The organism is Deinococcus sp. Leaf326, assembly GCF_001424185.1.
Taxonomy (GTDB): domain Bacteria; phylum Deinococcota; class Deinococci; order Deinococcales; family Deinococcaceae; genus Deinococcus.
Map to the genome: position 1 here is coordinate 1 of NZ_LMOM01000062.1, position 15,638 is coordinate 15,638.

15 protein-coding genes and 1 riboswitch are annotated in these 15,638 nt (G+C 62.6%); of the genes, 4 read left to right on the top strand and 11 right to left on the bottom strand.

Features of this window, described 5'->3' with window-relative positions; all coding sequences use genetic code 11:
• Positions 1-99: 99 nt before the first annotated feature.
• Positions 100-432 (bottom strand): hypothetical protein, encoded by a 333-nt coding sequence (locus ASF71_RS24155; RefSeq protein WP_156372934.1) that lies wholly within the window; start codon positions 430-432, stop codon positions 100-102.
• A 97-nt stretch (positions 433-529) separates the two neighbouring features.
• Between ASF71_RS24155 and ASF71_RS23095 the strand changes: the two genes are divergently transcribed.
• The gene (locus tag ASF71_RS23095) at positions 530-1,330 is read left to right on the top strand and encodes an IS5 family transposase (protein ID WP_082506142.1); all 801 of its coding nucleotides are present in this window, start codon (positions 530-532) and stop codon (positions 1,328-1,330) included.
• Between the two features lie 50 nt (positions 1,331-1,380).
• Here ASF71_RS23095 and ASF71_RS16750 read toward each other — a convergent pair whose 3' ends face one another.
• Positions 1,381-2,046: a GntR family transcriptional regulator gene (locus ASF71_RS16750; protein ID WP_056302348.1), complete on the bottom strand. Its 666-nt coding sequence runs from the start codon at positions 2,044-2,046 to the stop codon at positions 1,381-1,383.
• Positions 2,047-2,094: 48 nt separating this feature from the next.
• Here ASF71_RS16750 and ASF71_RS16755 point away from each other — a divergent pair, with 48 nt between their 5' ends.
• Genes ASF71_RS16755 through ASF71_RS16765 form a run of 3 tightly spaced genes read left to right on the top strand, consistent with a single transcriptional unit; the run spans position 2,095 to position 4,770 of the window.
• A complete protein-coding gene (locus tag ASF71_RS16755) occupies positions 2,095-3,228 on the top strand; it encodes an ArgE/DapE family deacylase (RefSeq protein ID WP_056302349.1) in 1,134 nt (377 codons plus the stop codon).
• 59 nt (positions 3,229-3,287) lie between these two features.
• A complete protein-coding gene (locus tag ASF71_RS16760) occupies positions 3,288-4,400 on the top strand; it encodes a diaminopropionate ammonia-lyase (protein ID WP_056302350.1) in 1,113 nt (370 codons plus the stop codon).
• Positions 4,393-4,770, top strand: coding sequence for a hypothetical protein (locus ASF71_RS16765; RefSeq protein ID WP_056302351.1), 378 nt, complete (start codon positions 4,393-4,395; stop codon positions 4,768-4,770). Before ASF71_RS16760 ends, ASF71_RS16765 begins: the two co-directional genes overlap by 8 nt.
• Positions 4,771-4,968: 198 nt before the next feature.
• On the opposite strand, the gene ASF71_RS23100 is transcribed toward ASF71_RS16765, so the two are convergent.
• The 9 genes from ASF71_RS23100 to ASF71_RS16815 form a co-directional block, all read right to left on the bottom strand.
• The gene (locus tag ASF71_RS23100) at positions 4,969-5,163 is read right to left on the bottom strand and encodes a hypothetical protein (protein ID WP_082506139.1); all 195 of its coding nucleotides are present in this window, start codon (positions 5,161-5,163) and stop codon (positions 4,969-4,971) included.
• 419 nt (positions 5,164-5,582) lie between these two features.
• Positions 5,583-6,218: a GGDEF domain-containing protein gene (locus ASF71_RS16770; RefSeq protein WP_156372935.1), complete on the bottom strand. Its 636-nt coding sequence runs from the start codon at positions 6,216-6,218 to the stop codon at positions 5,583-5,585.
• A 431-nt stretch (positions 6,219-6,649) separates the two neighbouring features.
• Complete coding sequence (locus tag ASF71_RS25880) at positions 6,650-7,201, bottom strand: transposase (protein ID WP_056302353.1); 552 nt, start codon at positions 7,199-7,201, stop codon at positions 6,650-6,652.
• A 1,258-nt stretch (positions 7,202-8,459) separates the two neighbouring features.
• Positions 8,460-8,936 carry a 6,7-dimethyl-8-ribityllumazine synthase gene (gene ribH, locus ASF71_RS16790; RefSeq protein WP_056302356.1) on the bottom strand — a complete coding sequence of 159 codons (477 nt, stop codon included), beginning with the start codon at positions 8,934-8,936 and terminating at the stop codon, positions 8,460-8,462.
• 91 nt (positions 8,937-9,027) lie between these two features.
• Positions 9,028-10,242: a bifunctional 3,4-dihydroxy-2-butanone-4-phosphate synthase/GTP cyclohydrolase II gene (locus ASF71_RS16795; protein ID WP_056302357.1), complete on the bottom strand. Its 1,215-nt coding sequence runs from the start codon at positions 10,240-10,242 to the stop codon at positions 9,028-9,030.
• Positions 10,239-10,895: a riboflavin synthase gene (locus tag ASF71_RS16800; protein ID WP_056302358.1), complete on the bottom strand. Its 657-nt coding sequence runs from the start codon at positions 10,893-10,895 to the stop codon at positions 10,239-10,241. Before ASF71_RS16800 ends, ASF71_RS16795 begins: the two co-directional genes overlap by 4 nt.
• Positions 10,895-11,989 (bottom strand): bifunctional diaminohydroxyphosphoribosylaminopyrimidine deaminase/5-amino-6-(5-phosphoribosylamino)uracil reductase RibD, encoded by a 1,095-nt coding sequence (ribD, locus tag ASF71_RS16805; protein ID WP_056302359.1) that lies wholly within the window; start codon positions 11,987-11,989, stop codon positions 10,895-10,897. Before ribD ends, ASF71_RS16800 begins: the two co-directional genes overlap by 1 nt.
• Before the next feature lie 37 nt (positions 11,990-12,026).
• Positions 12,027-12,201: riboswitch (FMN riboswitch) on the bottom strand.
• Positions 12,202-12,757: 556 nt separating this feature from the next.
• Complete coding sequence (locus ASF71_RS16810) at positions 12,758-14,173, bottom strand: bifunctional diguanylate cyclase/phosphodiesterase (RefSeq protein ID WP_056302360.1); 1,416 nt, start codon at positions 14,171-14,173, stop codon at positions 12,758-12,760.
• Positions 14,142-15,638, bottom strand: a 1,497-nt coding sequence (locus tag ASF71_RS16815) for a diguanylate cyclase domain-containing protein (protein ID WP_056302361.1), incomplete at its 5' end; no start/stop codon positions are given. The genes ASF71_RS16815 and ASF71_RS16810, both read right to left, overlap by 32 nt.

Here is a 15,638-nt window from a genome sequence, read left to right on the forward strand (position 1 = left end):
GTCTGTGCTCCAGACTTTTCTCTGCTTTCCCATGGTGATCTCCAGTCTGCTCGTCCCTCGCATCACAAGGGTCAGGTTCTGGAAGTCATCTCTGGAGCATTACCCCCCCAGCTGATCGCGAACCCATGGTTTGAGCTCTGGTTGATGCAAACCTAATCGGTTTGACAGGCTCTCCAAGAAGCAAGTGCAGGCTTCATTGGCGACTGCTGTTGTGCCTTCAATCTGACATCGTTCGATCAGCGCGAAGATGGGTTGAAGTCGTTCCTCATCACCAGCACGTACCCAAGGATCGACGACATCCAACAGCCGCATGAACAGCCAGGCTTCGCTTGGTGACCGTCCTTTTGATTTTCGTTCGTCATCTACTTCAAACTCTGGGATAAGTTGCAAGATCAAGAACTGCAGTTGTAGGGCGTCGATAACGGATGACATCCACGTCAGTGTAGAGGCTAAAAAACTCTTAACAGACGCACTTTAGGGCCTGTAGGCTAAGAGTTGAAATTGAAGGAAAAAGACGTATCTTTTTGTGCTGTGGCGCGAAGAAATCAGTGATGAACAATGGGAACGTCTTGAGCCGCTCTTGCCACCTCTGGTTGGTCTGGGGCGTCCATATCTGGCACACCGACCTATTGTCAGTGGCATCATCTGGGTCTTGCGCACAGGTGCGCCATGGCGTGATGTTCCAGAGCGATTCGGGAAGTGGACGACAGTGTCCAGTCGCTTTCGTCGCTGGACCGCGAAAGGTATTTGGCAGGCGGTCTGGGCAGCATTGCAGCACCAGGCTGACCTTTCAGGTCAGCTTGACTGGTCGAAGCACTTCGTCGATGGCACCGTCATTCGAGCGCATCAATGCGCTGCTGGCGCCCGTGGAGGTCAGGAAGGCGAAGCCCTGGGGCGGTCACGGGGTGGGTTCAGTACCAAGATCCACCTGCGAGCCGAAGGGCAGGGAAAGCCCATGGCGTTCCTCCTGAGTGCTGGAGAACGGCACGAGTCAAAGTTTTTGGTTCCTCTTCTGGAAACTGGAGCTGTCGTCCGCGCGGGACGCGGACGTCCTAGGATTCGCCCGGATCGCTTGGTGGGCGATAAAGGGTACAGCTACACCCCCATCCGGAAGTATCTGCACCGCCGAGGGATTCAAGTCACGATTCCCAGGCGAAAAGACCAGGGAGCTGACATCTACTTTGATGCTGCCCTTTACCGGGAACGAAACAAGGTTGAGCGCCTGGTCAATCGGTTCAAGCACTTTCGGCGAATCGCAACGCGGTATGACAAGCGAACGGTGAGTTATCAGGGTTGGTTGACGATCGCTGCCATTCTGCTCTGGCTGTAGGGGCACAACCTCGCCAGTCTCTCTGCAAACCCTTTCAGTGACGACAAATATCAGGACCACTGCCGCTGGAGTCGCTTCATGCTTTCCCGCCAGTTCTCCTGCAAGGCTTGCACCGCCTGCTCTGTATCGCCCGCGAGTAAGGCTTGACGGATGGCGCCGTGTTCATCCAGCGAAGCTTGGCCCGAAGACGCCGCATTGAAGTACGCCAGTTCAATGCGGTGGAGCTTGCGCTTTAACCCACTCAACGTCAGCTGAAGCTCTTCATTGCCTGATTTCGAAACCCAGACACTGTGGAAGGCAGTATCTGCATCCACGGCAGTCCGGGCGTCCCCTGCATGAAGTGCGTCCTGAAGCTGTACGTCCAGGTCGTGGAGCACCTCCAAGTCCTGCACGGTTAAGGCTGGGGCCGCGAGACGCAGGGCGAGGACTTCCAACGTCTCGACGACCGGGTAGAGCTCGGCGGCGTGCGCAGCACGCAACGGGGCCACGCGTGTCCAGCGGTTCAGGGCGGTCTCGACCAACCCTTCGTCTTCCAGGCGGCGCAGCGCTTCCCGGACTGGCGTACGGCTGACTCCCAGTTGCTCGGCGATGTCCTGATCACGCAGGGCTTCTTCGGGCTGGAGGGTGCCGTTGATGATCCAGGCGCTGAGCTGGCTGTAGACCTCGTCTCGGGCGAGCGAGCGAACACGTTTGGGGGCAGTCGGTGGAATCGGCATCCTTAACCCCAGTGTAGCTTTTCGGTATGTATCATGTAATATATCACTGTGCCTGAGACCCTCACTGACCTGCTCGCGGCCCTCGTCCGCCTGGACTCTACCAACCCAGCCCTCGTGCCCGGCGGCGCTGGGGAGCAAGCCATTGCTCACTTCATTGCCGACTGGCTCGCGGTCCACGACATCCCAGCTGAATTCGATGAGGCTGCGCCTGGCCGCTTCAGCGTGATCGCAACTGTGCGGGGCACAGGAGGTGGATCCTCGCTGATCCTCAATGCCCACCTGGACACGGTCGGCACCGAGGGCATGTCCGCGCCTTTCGAACCGGTCGTGCGCGACGGCCGCATGTACGGACGCGGCACGTACGACATGAAAAGTGGTCTAGCTGCATGCCTCATGGCGCTCCTTGACGCGAAAGCAGCTCGCCTCCGTGGGGACGTCATCCTGACTGCTGTTGCCGATGAAGAGCACGCCAGCCTCGGCATGCAGTCGGTCCTCAGGCGCATCACCGCTGACGCCGCGATCGTCACCGAGCCGACCGAGCTGTGCGTGTCTGTGGCGCATAAAGGCTTTACCTGGCATGAGATCACCACCTCTGGCCGCGCGGCCCACGGCTCCCGGCCTGATCTGGGCGTGGACGCCATCGCGCACATGGGCCGGGTGCTCGGGCAACTCGAAGCGCTGGGCCAGGAGCTCACCACCCGCACACCCCATCCTCTGCTCGGGCACGGCAGTGTGCATGCCTCGCTGATCAGCGGCGGCCAAGAGCTGTCGAGTTACCCCGAACGCTGCATCCTGCAAGTGGAACGGCGCACGCTCCCCGGCGAAACCCCTGAAGCGGCCACGCAGGAGATCGAGGCGCTGCTCAAGAACCTAGCCGCTGACCCGACCTTCCGTGTCGAACACCACCTCACCCTGGCCCGTGATCCTTTTGGCATCGCGCAGGACGCCCCCATTGTTCAAACCCTTCAGGCCGCAGCGACGGCTGTGCTCGGCGCCTCACCTGCGGTGATCGGCCAGACCTTCTGGATGGATTCCGCCTTTCTGGCTGCAGCTGGCATTCCTACAGTCGTGTTCGGTCCCCGGGGTGCTGGCGCCCACGCAACGGAAGAGTGGGTTGACCTCTCTTCCCTCCAGCAGTGCCACCAGATCCTCACCGCCACCCTCCGCGCGTTCTGCGCCTGATAGGAGTTCATACCATGACCACTGACCTTTCACGCACATACGTCAAGCCAGGCCTTCCGATGACCGTTAACACCGTGCCGGACCCCACCCTCCTGGCCTTCCACCAGCGGCTCCCGGGATACGCCCCTACGCCCCTCATGCATGCCCCCCATCTGGCCGCCGCCCTGGGGGTGCGCGAGGCCTGGGTCAAGAATGAAGCGGACCGGCTGGGCCTCCCGGCCTATAAGATCCTCGGAGCGTCCTGGGCGGTCTACCGCGAACTGGACACCCTGTATGGACCCTTCGCGCCGTGGACGACCTTGGAGGAGCTGGCCATTCAGCTTCAACCGCACCTTCCCGTCACACTGGTCACCGCCACCGACGGCAACCATGGCCGCGCCGTGGCACGGATGGCCCGGTGGTTGGGGCTGGAAGCGCATATTCTGGTCCCCGAGGACATGGTCGCTGCCCGGATTCAGGCCATTGAGGGAGAAGGCGCGAAGGTCGACGTCGTGCATGGCACCTACGATGAAGCGGTGGCGGCGGCGGCCCGGCTGGCCGATCAACAGCATCTGGTCATCAGTGACACGGCCTGGGAGGGATACGAGCGCGTGCCAGGCTGGGTGGTCGAAGGCTACGGCACTATTTTTCAGGAGATCGATCAGCAACTCGCGGACCAAGGTGGCTCGCAGCCAACGGTGGTGGCTGCACAGATGGGCGTGGGCTCGCTGGCGATGGCCGTTGTGCAGCATTACCGTGCTCCTGACCGGGCGACGCAGGTGGTGGGCGTGGAACCCCTCCGCGCGGCCTGCGTGCTGCAGTCCCTGGAAGCTGGAGAACTCACGGAGGTTCCTGGCCCGCACGCGTCCATCATGGCCGGGCTGAACTGCGGCAACACATCGCCCCTGGCATGGCCGTACCTCCAGGGCGGGTTGAGTGCGTCCGTGGCTATTTCCGATGCCCAGGCTGAAAACGCCATGCGACTGCTGGCCCAGGACGGGGTGGTATCCGGCGAAAGCGGCGCGGCTGGCGCTGGCGGCCTGCTGGCGTTATGCGGGGGCGAGGACGCTGAGGGCACTCGTACCCGCCTGGGTCTCACGCCTGAAAGCACGGTGCTGGTCATCTCGACGGAAGGGGCCACGGATCCTGAGGCGTATTCCCGCATCGTCCAGGAGGTCACAAACGATGCTTGACCCGCACCGCACCCTGGCCGAACTGCAAGAACTTCGGCGGCGGACGAGCAATGAGTTGGGCGCCCAGCGGGTCGCCTACACTCCTCCCTGGCATGCGGCGCGGGCCTTTCTCAACGAGCAACTGGCGGACCTGCCGGTCACTGCGGAGACTGATCCTGCCGGCAACCTTTGGGTAACCCTACCCGGGGTCTCCAAACAGGAGTTGTGGATTGGAGGTCACCTGGACAGCGTGCCAAACGGCGGCTGGCTGGACGGCTGCCTGAACGTGTTTGCGGGCCTTGAAGTGCTGAGGCGCGTCAACACCCAGTACGCGGGTCGCCCGCCGGTAACCGTGCGGCTGGTCGACTGGGCGGACGAGTTTGAGGCCTAGGAGCCTGCTCAACCGGCCCTGGTTGATGCCAGCGGGCCCAGGACACGAATAACAGCATTGGGATCGCTGCAAAGTTCTAGCATTGACCTTTCGTCCTATTGATACCTGCTTAAATCGGTCACACCTTGCCGCACCAGAGCAGTCGGGTAGGACGCTGAATGCGCCGAACACCTTCCCCTTGACTTGTTCCCAACTTAGTCAGAAGTTGCACCTCGCATAGGACAATGAATAACCATGCTGGCCGAGAAATTCTGCGTTTTTCGTGAAGAGTTGTAGCAGGCGATTGAGGTAGAGCTCCGGCTGAAAAGCGAGCAGCGCACGTCGTGCGCTGCTCGCCAGCGTTTGGCCCAGTTGTGCGTCCAACAGGGTCAGCGTCCAGGCGACGAAGACCAAGAGCAGCCGCCGGTCCAGTCCCCACGCGGTCCGCAGGGCAAATGTGACTTCGATACTCCCAGGCTCTTGCGTCTGGGAATGCTTTTTCTGTCTTATGCAACTGCCACTTGAGTAAGTCGTTGCTGCAATTTGACAGTGAGACCGAATGGGAGTGTCCTATCTACTTTGACTACTAAATCGATAACAGCCGATTCAGAACTGCCTATATGATCTGCGCGGAAAGGGAAACGAGTCATGCTATATCTCTACCCATCGCGAACAGTTTCGACCAGCGGCTTTAGCGGCATATAACCGTCGATCTGCCAATAAGATCAGGGCTGACAGATCGGCAGCTTCGGGCCGCAAGGCCCCCCCAGCACTGACTGTCAGCCGCACACCGTTCTTGAACTGAGTCTGTTCAATGCTTCTGAGCGCGTGCGCTACGTCATCGCGAGAAACTCTTCCCCGCCCCACCGCGCCAGCAACGTCTCTGGCGGCAAGGCTTCTCGTAACTGATGGGCAACATACGTCAGGACCTCGTCCCCGTACAGATGGCCGTAGGTGTCGTTGATGTGTTTGAAATGGTCGATATCGAAGAGAACCACAAYCRTGTCGGCAGTGAGACACTTTTGTGCTTGCTCGAGTAATGCTCGTCGGTTGTAAAGCCCTGTCAGGGGGTCACGTTCTGCCAGGATCTTYAACTGATCCTTCTGAGCCCGAATTTGCAGAAAACCGCGATTGTATTGACGCATATAAGTAATGAGCAGCAACATCATGCCCATCAGGGCAGCTGTCGCAGGATCAGCAAAGGGGAACCAGAAGCCTGCAACCAATAGGGGCACAAGGATGCCCAGACTCCAGCCTATGGCATGGCGGAACTCGAGCCAGGTCAATGCGAGGCCAGCCACCATACCGCAACTGATAAAGAGAGATGTAGGAATRTGGTGTAACGCTCGGGTGAAGATCAGCAGTGCGACCAGGAGTAGCACTGTCATGAGGATCAGTACAAGGCGGTACAGGTTGGGGAGCGAAATGATGCGATAAGCAATCAATGTCAGTCCACCGTACAAAGACATGGCGATGAACGAGAAGTKTCTCGCCAAGGCGTTTTCACTATCAGAGGCGATGAGCGCGACAGCACCATGCCCCACAGCAAAGCCGAAGAGCAGCCAGACTGCATTTCGGCGCTCCTAGGCTGTTCCGTATGGGACATAGACTCATTTTCAGACTCCCGGTCAGATAAAGTGCAGCGCTCTGTAGATGTGACTTAACTGACATCTTGCAGTTTTGGGAAAAGCCGTCTGGAACGCACTTTTGGCCCCATAGTGGGGTGTGGACTCAAAAGAACTGCGTTCCAGACGACTCTATTCTGACATCCTGCTCTGCTTTTCCCGCAAGCAGCATCGGGAGTCCTTCGAGGTCTTCCTCGACCTGCTGTTGGATGGTTCCGGCAGACCGCTGCCGGAACGGGCCACGGTCAAGTCCCCCTCGGCCCTCAGCCGCTTTCTCAACCACGCCGGCTGGGACACCCGGCACCTCTGCCGGGTGTTGCGTCGGCAAAAAGTGCGTGCTGGAACGCGTCGAGCGCGTTCAATTCCAGTTGAAGTGCTTGACGCCGCACTTCGGGGACGAACGAGAACCGTACGGTTCTCGCCAACTYGCCCCAGTCGGGCCACCTGTCCGCTTCCCTCTCRGGCAGATCGAGGTTCTGGAGGTGGCACAGCAGGAAGGCCATCCCAGAGAGGCACCACCAGCGCATCACCCCCTGTTTGCTGTGCTGAGCAAAGCGTTCAAGTCCCCCAGAGAGGCACCACCAGCGCATCACCCCCTGTTTGCTGTGCTGAGCAAAGCGTTCAAGTCCGAATCTCCCCTTGACCGTTTTGAAGAAGGCTTCAATGCGCCAGCGGCGYTTCCCCATGCGAGCGAGGTACTTGCCGCCCAGGTCGAGGTTGGACATRACGAAGCGTTGTTCCGGCTCGGTGTTCCGGTAGAGCCAGACCCAGGAGATGCACATGGTCTGGTCGAGCCCTGTGGGCTTGACCAGGCTGCCGCGCACCATCAGGTCACGAACCTGCCGTCCATCCTCGAGTTTCCGGGTGCCTTCTCGTCCTCGGCCGCCGCTTCGGGCTCNACGAAGCGTTGTTCCGGCTCGGTGTTCCGGTAGAGCCAGACCCAGGAGATGCACATGGTCTGGTCGAGCCCTGTGGGCTTGACCAGGCTGCCGCGCACCATCAGGTCACGAACCTGCCGTCCATCCTCGAGTTTCCGGGTGCAGCGCACCCCGACCACGATGTCCAGACCTCGTGCGAGCACGCCGCGAATGAACTCGGCACTCTTGAAGCCCCCGTCTGCATGCAGACGGGGCCGACGGTTGCCCTTCAGTCACGTGGCCGGGACGGTCCGGAACAACTTCAGGGCGAGTTGGGCGGGGGACGCCTTGCCCTTCCCTCGCTAGATTTGAAAAGCCCAAGGGAGCCGCAGCTCCCCGCAGCACAGGTACAGCACGACCAGGTGGACCCCCCGGACGCCGTGGGAGGTATGGACCCAATCAGCGAGTTCAGCGAACTGGCCGGTCTTTTCCAAGCTCGTCAGGTCCACCAGCAGTTCCAGCCGGGGACGCGGATGGGGTGACGCTCGCCACCAGTCCTGCGCGGTCTTGAGGGCGTGCTGTCAGGTCCACCAGCAGTTCCAGCCGGGGACGCGGATGGGGTGACGCTCGCCACCAGTCCTGCGCGGTCTTGAGGGCGTGCTGACGCAACACCCGGCAGAGGTRCCGGGTGTCCCAGCCTGCGTGGTTGAGAAAGCGGCTGAGGGCCGAGGGGGACTTGACGGTGGCCCGTTCCGGTAGCGGTCTGCCGGAACCATCCAACAGCAGGTCGAGGAAGACCTCGAAGGACTCCCGATGCTGCTTGCGGGARAAGCAGGGCAGGATGTCAGAATAGAGCCGTCTGGAACGCGGTTCTTTTGGGTTCACACCCCACTATGGGGCCAAAAGTGCGTTCCNCTGCTTGCGGGARAAGCAGGGCAGGATGTCAGAATAGAGCCGTCTGGAACGCGGTTCTTTTGGGTTCACACCCCACTATGGGGCCAAAAGTGCGTTCCAGACGTCTTTTCCCAAAACTGCAAGATGTCAGTTGAGAAAAAGAGAGAACGCAGCCCCGAGGCTGCGTTGCTGGTAAGCCGTGGGAGGAACGGCGAGCAGGCGGTCTGTCAGCATGCGGGCGCGCTCCCAGAGAGGCTGTGACGTAGACACTCCCAGACACGAGAGTCTGGGAGCGCTCTTTTCGTCTTATGCAGCTGCAACTTCTGAGAGTGAGCTATATTTTCTGCTCCCTGATACGCCGCAGTAGGTTAGCGGTCTCGATCATGGCGAGGACCGCCTCAGCCCCCTTATTGCCCGCCTTGATGCCCGCGCGGTTCAGGGCCTGCTCGACCGTATCAGTGGTCAGCACTCCGAAAGCAACCGGTACCCCGGTGTGCAGTGACGAGTTCAGGAGGCCGGTAGCCGCCGCGCCCGCCACAAAGTCGTAGTGATCGGTGTCGCCCTTGATGACGGCCCCCAGCCCCACCACAGCGTCATAACGCCCGGACTCGGCCAGGCGCCGCGCGACGAGCGGCATCTCGTAGGAGCCGGGCACGAGGTAATGGTCGAGATGCTCGCTGCGGCCCCCGTGCTGCACGAAGGCGAGTTCGGCGCCCTCGACCAGCCGGTCCACGACAAGGTGGTTCCAGCGGGTCGAAACGAGGGCAAAACGCAGGTCATGGGCGAGCAGATTGGCTTCGATACGGTTCATGTGAACTCCTTGGATGTAGACGGTGTGGGAAGGGGAACCCGGCTGCCCGGTTCCCCTTCCCGCAAGAGGGTGGTCGTCGGGGAGCGCCCGCCTACAGATGCCCCAGGCGCTCGCGTTTGGTCTGGAGGTAGGCCGCGTTGTACTGGCCCTCGCCCACATGCAGCGGCACGCGCTCTACGACCTCCAGGCCGAAGTCACCCAGGCCCGCGACCTTGCGGGGGTTGTTGGTCAGGACGCGCAACTGCCGCGCGCCCAGCAGCCGCAGCATCTGCGCCCCGATGCCGAAGTCGCGGGCGTCGGCGGGCAGGCCCAGGCGCAGATTGGCGTCCACGGTGTCGGCCCCGCCGTCCTGAAGGGCGTAGGCGCGAATCTTGTTCAGCAGGCCGATCCCCCGGCCTTCCTGGCGCAGGTACACCAGGACGCCCCGGCCCTCGCACGCGATCGCGCGCAGGGCGGCGTCGCGCTGCGGCCCGCAGTCGCAGCGCAGGCTGCCGAAGGCGTCGCCGGTCAGGCACTCGGAGTGCAGCCGCACGAGCAGCGGCCCCGCCGTCACCTCGCCCCGCACGAGCGCGACGTGCTCGGCCCCGGTGCGGGTGTCCTCGAAGCCGATCAGCCGGAACTCGCCGTAGACGGTCGGCAGCCGCGACTCGGCCACCTGCCGCATAAACATGGGCGGCGCGTCCTCCTCGGGCGGCAGAGGGTCGTACTCGCGGCGCCAGCCGATCAGGGCCTCAATACTGCCCACCTTCAGGCCGTGGCGCGCGCCGAAGGCCAGCAGTTCGGGCAGGCGGCTCATCTCGCCCGCGTCGTTCATGATCTCGCAGATCACCCCAGCCTCCGCGAAGCTCGCGAGCCGCGCGAGGTCGCAGGCCGCCTCGGTGTGCCCGGCACGACGCAGCACCCCACCTGGCCGTGCCACGAGCGGAAACAGGTGGCCCGGCCGCCGGAAGTCGCCGGCCCGCGCGTCCGGGTCAATGAGGGCCGCAACCGTCGCCGCCCGGTCGTGCGCGCTGATGCCGGTGCTGTTGCTCCGGTGGTCCACGCTCACCGTGAAGGCCGTGCCGTGCGGGTCGGAACTGGCTCCCACCATCGGCGCAAGGTTCAGATGCGCGGCGCGCTCGGCGCTCAGGGTCACGCAGATCAGCCCCCGGCCCTCTCGCGCCATGAAGGCGATCCACTCTGGGGTAGCCGTGGCGGCGGGCATCAACAGGTCGCCCTCGTTCTCGCGACCCTCGTCGTCCACCACAATCACCGGGCGGCCCGCGCGCAGTTCGGCCAGCAGTTCGGGAATGGAGGCGAGGCTCATGCGCCTGCCCCCTGCCCCGGGTGGACCAGTCCGGCGTCCCGCAAGGCCAGCAGCCGCCCGACGTATTTGGCGAGCTGGTCGGCCTCCAGATTGACCTGCGAGCCGGCGCGCCACCCGCCTAGCGTGGTCACGGCCAGGGTGTGCGGGACCAGCCACAGGCTGAAATCCTCGGCAGGCCATTCGGGGCGGGTGCCGCCGGGGCCGCCCACGTCCACCAGGGTCAGGCTCACGCCGTCGGCGGTGACGCTGCCCTTGGGGGTCAGGTAACCGGCCAGGGCGCGCGGCGCCCGCACCCGCAGCGTGTAGGCCCCCGGCGCTTCCTCCAGCTCCAGAATCTCGCCCACCCCGTCCACATGCCCACTGACGATGTGACCCCCGAAGCGGGCCTGCGCCGTCATGGCGCGTTCGAGGTTGAGCCAGCCCCCCTGGACCCAGTGCGGCGCGGTCTTGGCGAGTGTCTCCTGGCTCAGTTCGGCTGTGAAACTGCGCTCGTCCCAGCTGGTGACGGTCAGGCAGGTGCCCGCGCAGGCCACGCTCTCGCCCAGGCTCAGGTCGGTCCACATGCGTCCAGGGGTTACGGTCAGGCGGGTCAGGCCGCCCACTTCCTCGGTGCGGGGCACGCGCCCGAGCTGCTCGACGATACCGGTAAACATCACATGCCTCCTGCCGCCGCGAGGCGGGGAACAGGGCGAATCAGGCCCGAGACGAGCAGGTCCGGGTCGAGGACTTCAATCTGGAGATCACGCAGTTCGTGCGCCTGCGCCATCGGACGCGGGGCAAGTGTGAGGGGCGGCAGGCCCGCGCCGAGCACCTTAGGGGCGACCAGGGCGCGCACCTCATCTACCAGCCCGGCCGCGAAGAAGGCGGTCGCCAGGGTCGGCCCGCCTTCCAGCAGCAGGGTGTTCAGGCCCAGGTCACCCAGCGCACGCAGGGCGCCGGGCAGACTGCCGGCGCGCAACACGGTCATACCCAGGTCTTCGTAGGGCTGAGGATTGGTGGCAGGAGCCGTGACGAGGACACTACCGGGCCGCAGTGCCCGCGCCGTGGGGGGTACCCGCCCGCTCCGGTCGAAGACCACAGCGCGGGGGTCGCGCCCGCCCTCCAGCCCGCGCACGGTCAGACACGGATTGTCGGCCAGTACGGTGCCGGAGCCGACCGCCACTGCGTCGACTTCGGCCCTCCACGTCATCACGCGTGCCCAGGCCGGGGCCGAGGTAACCGTGCCTCGTCCCTCGCCCGCCGCCGCGACCCGGCCGTCGAGAGTCATGGCGTACTTGTAAGTCACCCAGGGCCGCCCGGCCGTGACCCGCATCCGGAAGCCAGCCTGCTGACGCGCAGCCTCGGCCTCCAGAACGCCGAGGGTCACGTCCACGCCCGCCGCGCGCAGCCGCGCCGCGCCCTGCCCGGCCACACGCGGGTCTGGATCCAGTGCCGCGATGACCACGCGCGCGACGCCCGCCGCGATCAGGGCGTCGGTACAGGGGGGCGTCCGGCCGGTGTGTACGCACGGTTCGAGCGTGACGTAGGCCGTGGCCCCGCGCGCGCGCTCACCGGCACCGCGTAGCGCGAGGACCTCGGCATGGGGTTCCCCCGCCCGCTCGTGAAAGCCGCGACCGACCACCTCGCCGCCGCGTACGATCACACAGCCCACAGGGGGATTGGGAGCGGCCGTAGCCTGACCCCGCGCCGCTTCTCGCAGCGCCAAACGTATGTTGTCCACCTCAAGGGGTGGATATTCCGTCTTCATATGGTGACGTCGCCCGCCGGGGTGGCGAGCTGAACGTTTCCCCTTTCTCCCATCCGGACTTACGGGCTGCCCTGGGGTCAGTCCGTGTCTTACCGTCGGCTCTGGAGTTTCACCAGATCGGGCCTGCGCGTTCATGGATTTAAGCAGGCTTCGCGGGCTGTCCTGTCGGAGTCACCGCCGGTGGGGAGTCTCACCCCGCCCCGAAAGAGGTCGGCCCGTTCCCGCGTGGGGTGGTGCGAGCCACAGCTAGCGTAGAGCATAGCAAGGGGACAAAATGGAAAATGGGCTGATGTGAAAGGACTTTAGCTGAGGAATGAGTTTAGTCTGAGCACCTTACACTTCGCGAGAAATGTTGTCCTGCACGTAGTGCGGCATCACAAAGGGCAATATCTAGGTCTGTGACAATCCCCGACCCTGCCAGCTTCCATGTTGATCGGGCCGCATGCTCAACCAGATAGCCTCAACTCCAGGCCACCAGGGGTTTGCCCGTTGTATTAAACGCCTGAATAGGCCCCACCCTGTCGACCAGGGGAGAAGCCTGTTCACTTCAGAAGCAACGGGGGCAGTTTTCCCACTTGGGTGGACGCGCCAAGTTCAGCACCCCATGCATGGCCGGACCTCAATACAAGGCGGGCAGGGCTGAGGCAGGTCGCGGCACCCCGCACATAGGGTGTCGGAAGGTAGCACGCAACCGGGGCAGGGACCACCCTCAGCAGCCAGCACAGGGCTTTCCTTCCAGCGGTGCGGGGGATGCTCTCACCTCTCCGCTCAACATTCCCGAAGAAACTCACTCAGTTCCTGTGGAGGCAAAGGCCGGGCAAATCCATAGCCTTGACCGAAGTCGCACTCCATCTCTCGCAGCTGCCGAATTTGCGCGTCTTCCTCCAGTCCTTCAGCCACCACATGCATGTTCAACGTGCGGCCCAACGTCACGATCGTCTGGATCACTTCTGGTTGTTCCGCCGCCATCGTCACAAATGAGCGGTCAATCTTCAGGCCATCAAGTGGGAAGCGCTGGAGATAGCTCAAGCTGGAGTATCCCGTCCCAAAATCATCAACCACCACCTTCACCCCTAAGGCTCGGAACGCACGGAGGGCCTCGAGCGCCTGGATATTGTCAGCCATCAGCAGGCTTTCTGTAATTTCCAGATGGATCCGCTGGGTCTCGGTCTCTTCTTCCGCCAGGATCCACTTCACCTGCTCAACAATGTCCGGCTGGTCGAAATGCTGTGCGGAAAGATTCACGCTCAACGTCAACGGCGTCGCCCGTCCCGCGTTCCATCCCCTCAACTGGCGGCATCCTTCCCGGAGTACCCACAGATCGATCTCACAGATCAGTCCGCTCTCCTCCGCCAATGGAATGAACTCTGCTGGCGAGATCATCCCGTGCTCCGGATGTTGCCAGCGGACCAGCGCCTCGACTCCCATGACGACCTGATCGCTCAACCGGAGGATCGGTTGGTAATAGACCCGCAATTGCGACTGTTCAACCGCCTGACGCAGATCGCGTTGCAGATTCAACAGGGTGACCCGCCGCTCATACATCGTCGGTTCGAAGAAGCGGTGTCCCCCCTTATGCTGCGTCTTGGCCTGGTACATCGCGATATCGGCATCCCGTAACAGCTCATCTGCTCCTGTGGGCTCGTCAGAGCTCAGGGCGATGCCAATGCTCGCAGTAATTCTGAGTTCCTGACCGGCCACGGAGAATGGCACTGCAAGGTGGTGCAGCACCATTTTGACGCGTTGGATCACCTCTTCACGGGACTGCACGTCTTCCAAGAGCAGCGTGAACTCATCCCCTCCAAGGCGGCCGACGGTATTGACCGGAGCAACACTGGCCTGCAGCCGCGCAGCGATCGCCAGGAGAAGCTCATCGCCTGCTGCATGACCCAGGCTGTCATTCACCAGCTTGAAACGGTCAACGTCTAGGAACAAGACCGCGAATGAAGTGGAGGCACTCCGCTGGCGCTCGATGGCCTGTTCCAGTCGGTCCATCAATAGGGCCCGGTTGGGCAAGCCGGTCAGGGCATCATGCATCGCGTCGTGCTGGAGCTGCCGATTGAGGCTCTCAAGATCGTAGGTACGTTCCTGGACCTTGGTCTCCAGCAGCCTGTTCGCCTCCTCGGTTTTGGGCGTATCCACCGCTTGGATCTCAGCGACCTGGTCGTTCATCGCCTGCTGCATGACCCAGGCTGTCATTCACCAGCTTGAAACGGTCAACGTCTAGGAACAAGACCGCGAATGAAGTGGAGGCACTCCGCTGGCGCTCGATGGCCTGTTCCAGTCGGTCCATGAACAGGGCCCGGTTGGGCAAGCCAGTCAGGGCATCATGCATCGCGTCGTGCTGGAGCTGCCGATTGAGGCTCTCAAGATCGTAGGTACGTTCCTGGACCTTGGTCTCCAGCAGCCTGTTCGCCTCCTGGAGAGCTCGCTGGAGCTGTTGCTGCGCGGTAATATCGCGGCTCACACCCACAATTCCGTACAGTTCTCCATCTTGGATAAAGGGATACTTGCTGGTCAACATGCGGCGGTTGCGGTCGCCGTAGACCAGAGGAAATTCGTAGGTCATCGCCTGTGCAGAAGTCATGACTCGCCGGTCAACCCCAGTGACGCGCTCGACTTCGGCTGGAGACAGGAAGTCGGCGTCCGTCTTCCCCATGATGGTATCGACGGTGGCGTTCATCAGGTTCGCGGCGGCGGCATTCACGAGGACATAAYGCCCTTGCTGGTCCTTGACGTAGATCGCGTCCTGGATCGTTTCGACAATCTGCCCCAGCATGGCCTCACTGCGGGCCAGGGCGGCTTCAGTCTGATGCTGACGCGAGATATCGAAGGTGGTCGCCAGGAGACGGTACGGCTGGCCTGTGGCGTCCCGCTGCACGGCGCCCTGGGACGTCGTCCAGAGGACTTGTCCGTCTGGCCCCTGRAGTCGGGCCTGGACGGTATAGCAGCAGCCTTCTTGCCTGGCTTGCGTCAGTCGGGTCTGGACAAGGGCGCGGTCCTCCGGATGGACAAGCGCGAGGAGCTGCTCAACGGAAGTCGGTGCCTGTTGCTCCGATAGGCCCAGAGCCTGGAAATCTGCTTGAACCTGAATGTCGCCGGTCGTGAAATCCATGCTCCAGAGGGCGGCCCGGGCCTRGGAGAGCGTGAGTTCAATCTGGCGCTTCTGTTCTTCAAGGACCTGYTGCGCCTCGAGGAGAGCTGTTTCCGCCAGGCGGTGGTGCAGCGCGTCCATCACGACAGCGGCCAGTTCGCGGAGGATGTCTGCCTCAACCGTAGTCARAGGCGCACGCGGTTGCGTATCGATCAGGCACAGACTGCCTAGCACGTGACCATCTGGAGTACGSAGARGGGCGCCGGCATAGAACCGGATATGGGGCCAGCCTGTRACCAGGGCATTGTCCTGAAAACGGGAGTCCAGGGTCGCATCCGGAACAATCAAGAGGTCTTCCGGGTGGCTCAGGGTGAGGGTATGGGCACAGAAGGAGAGTTCGCGCGCGGTCTCTTTCAAGGGGAGGCCGTAGCAGGACTTGAACCACTGCCGTTGGTCATCGACCAGCGTAATCAATGAGATGGGGACACTGAACGTGCGAGCGGCAAGTCGGGTCAGGCGTTCGAACGCCTCTTCAGGAGGTGTGTGAAGGATCTG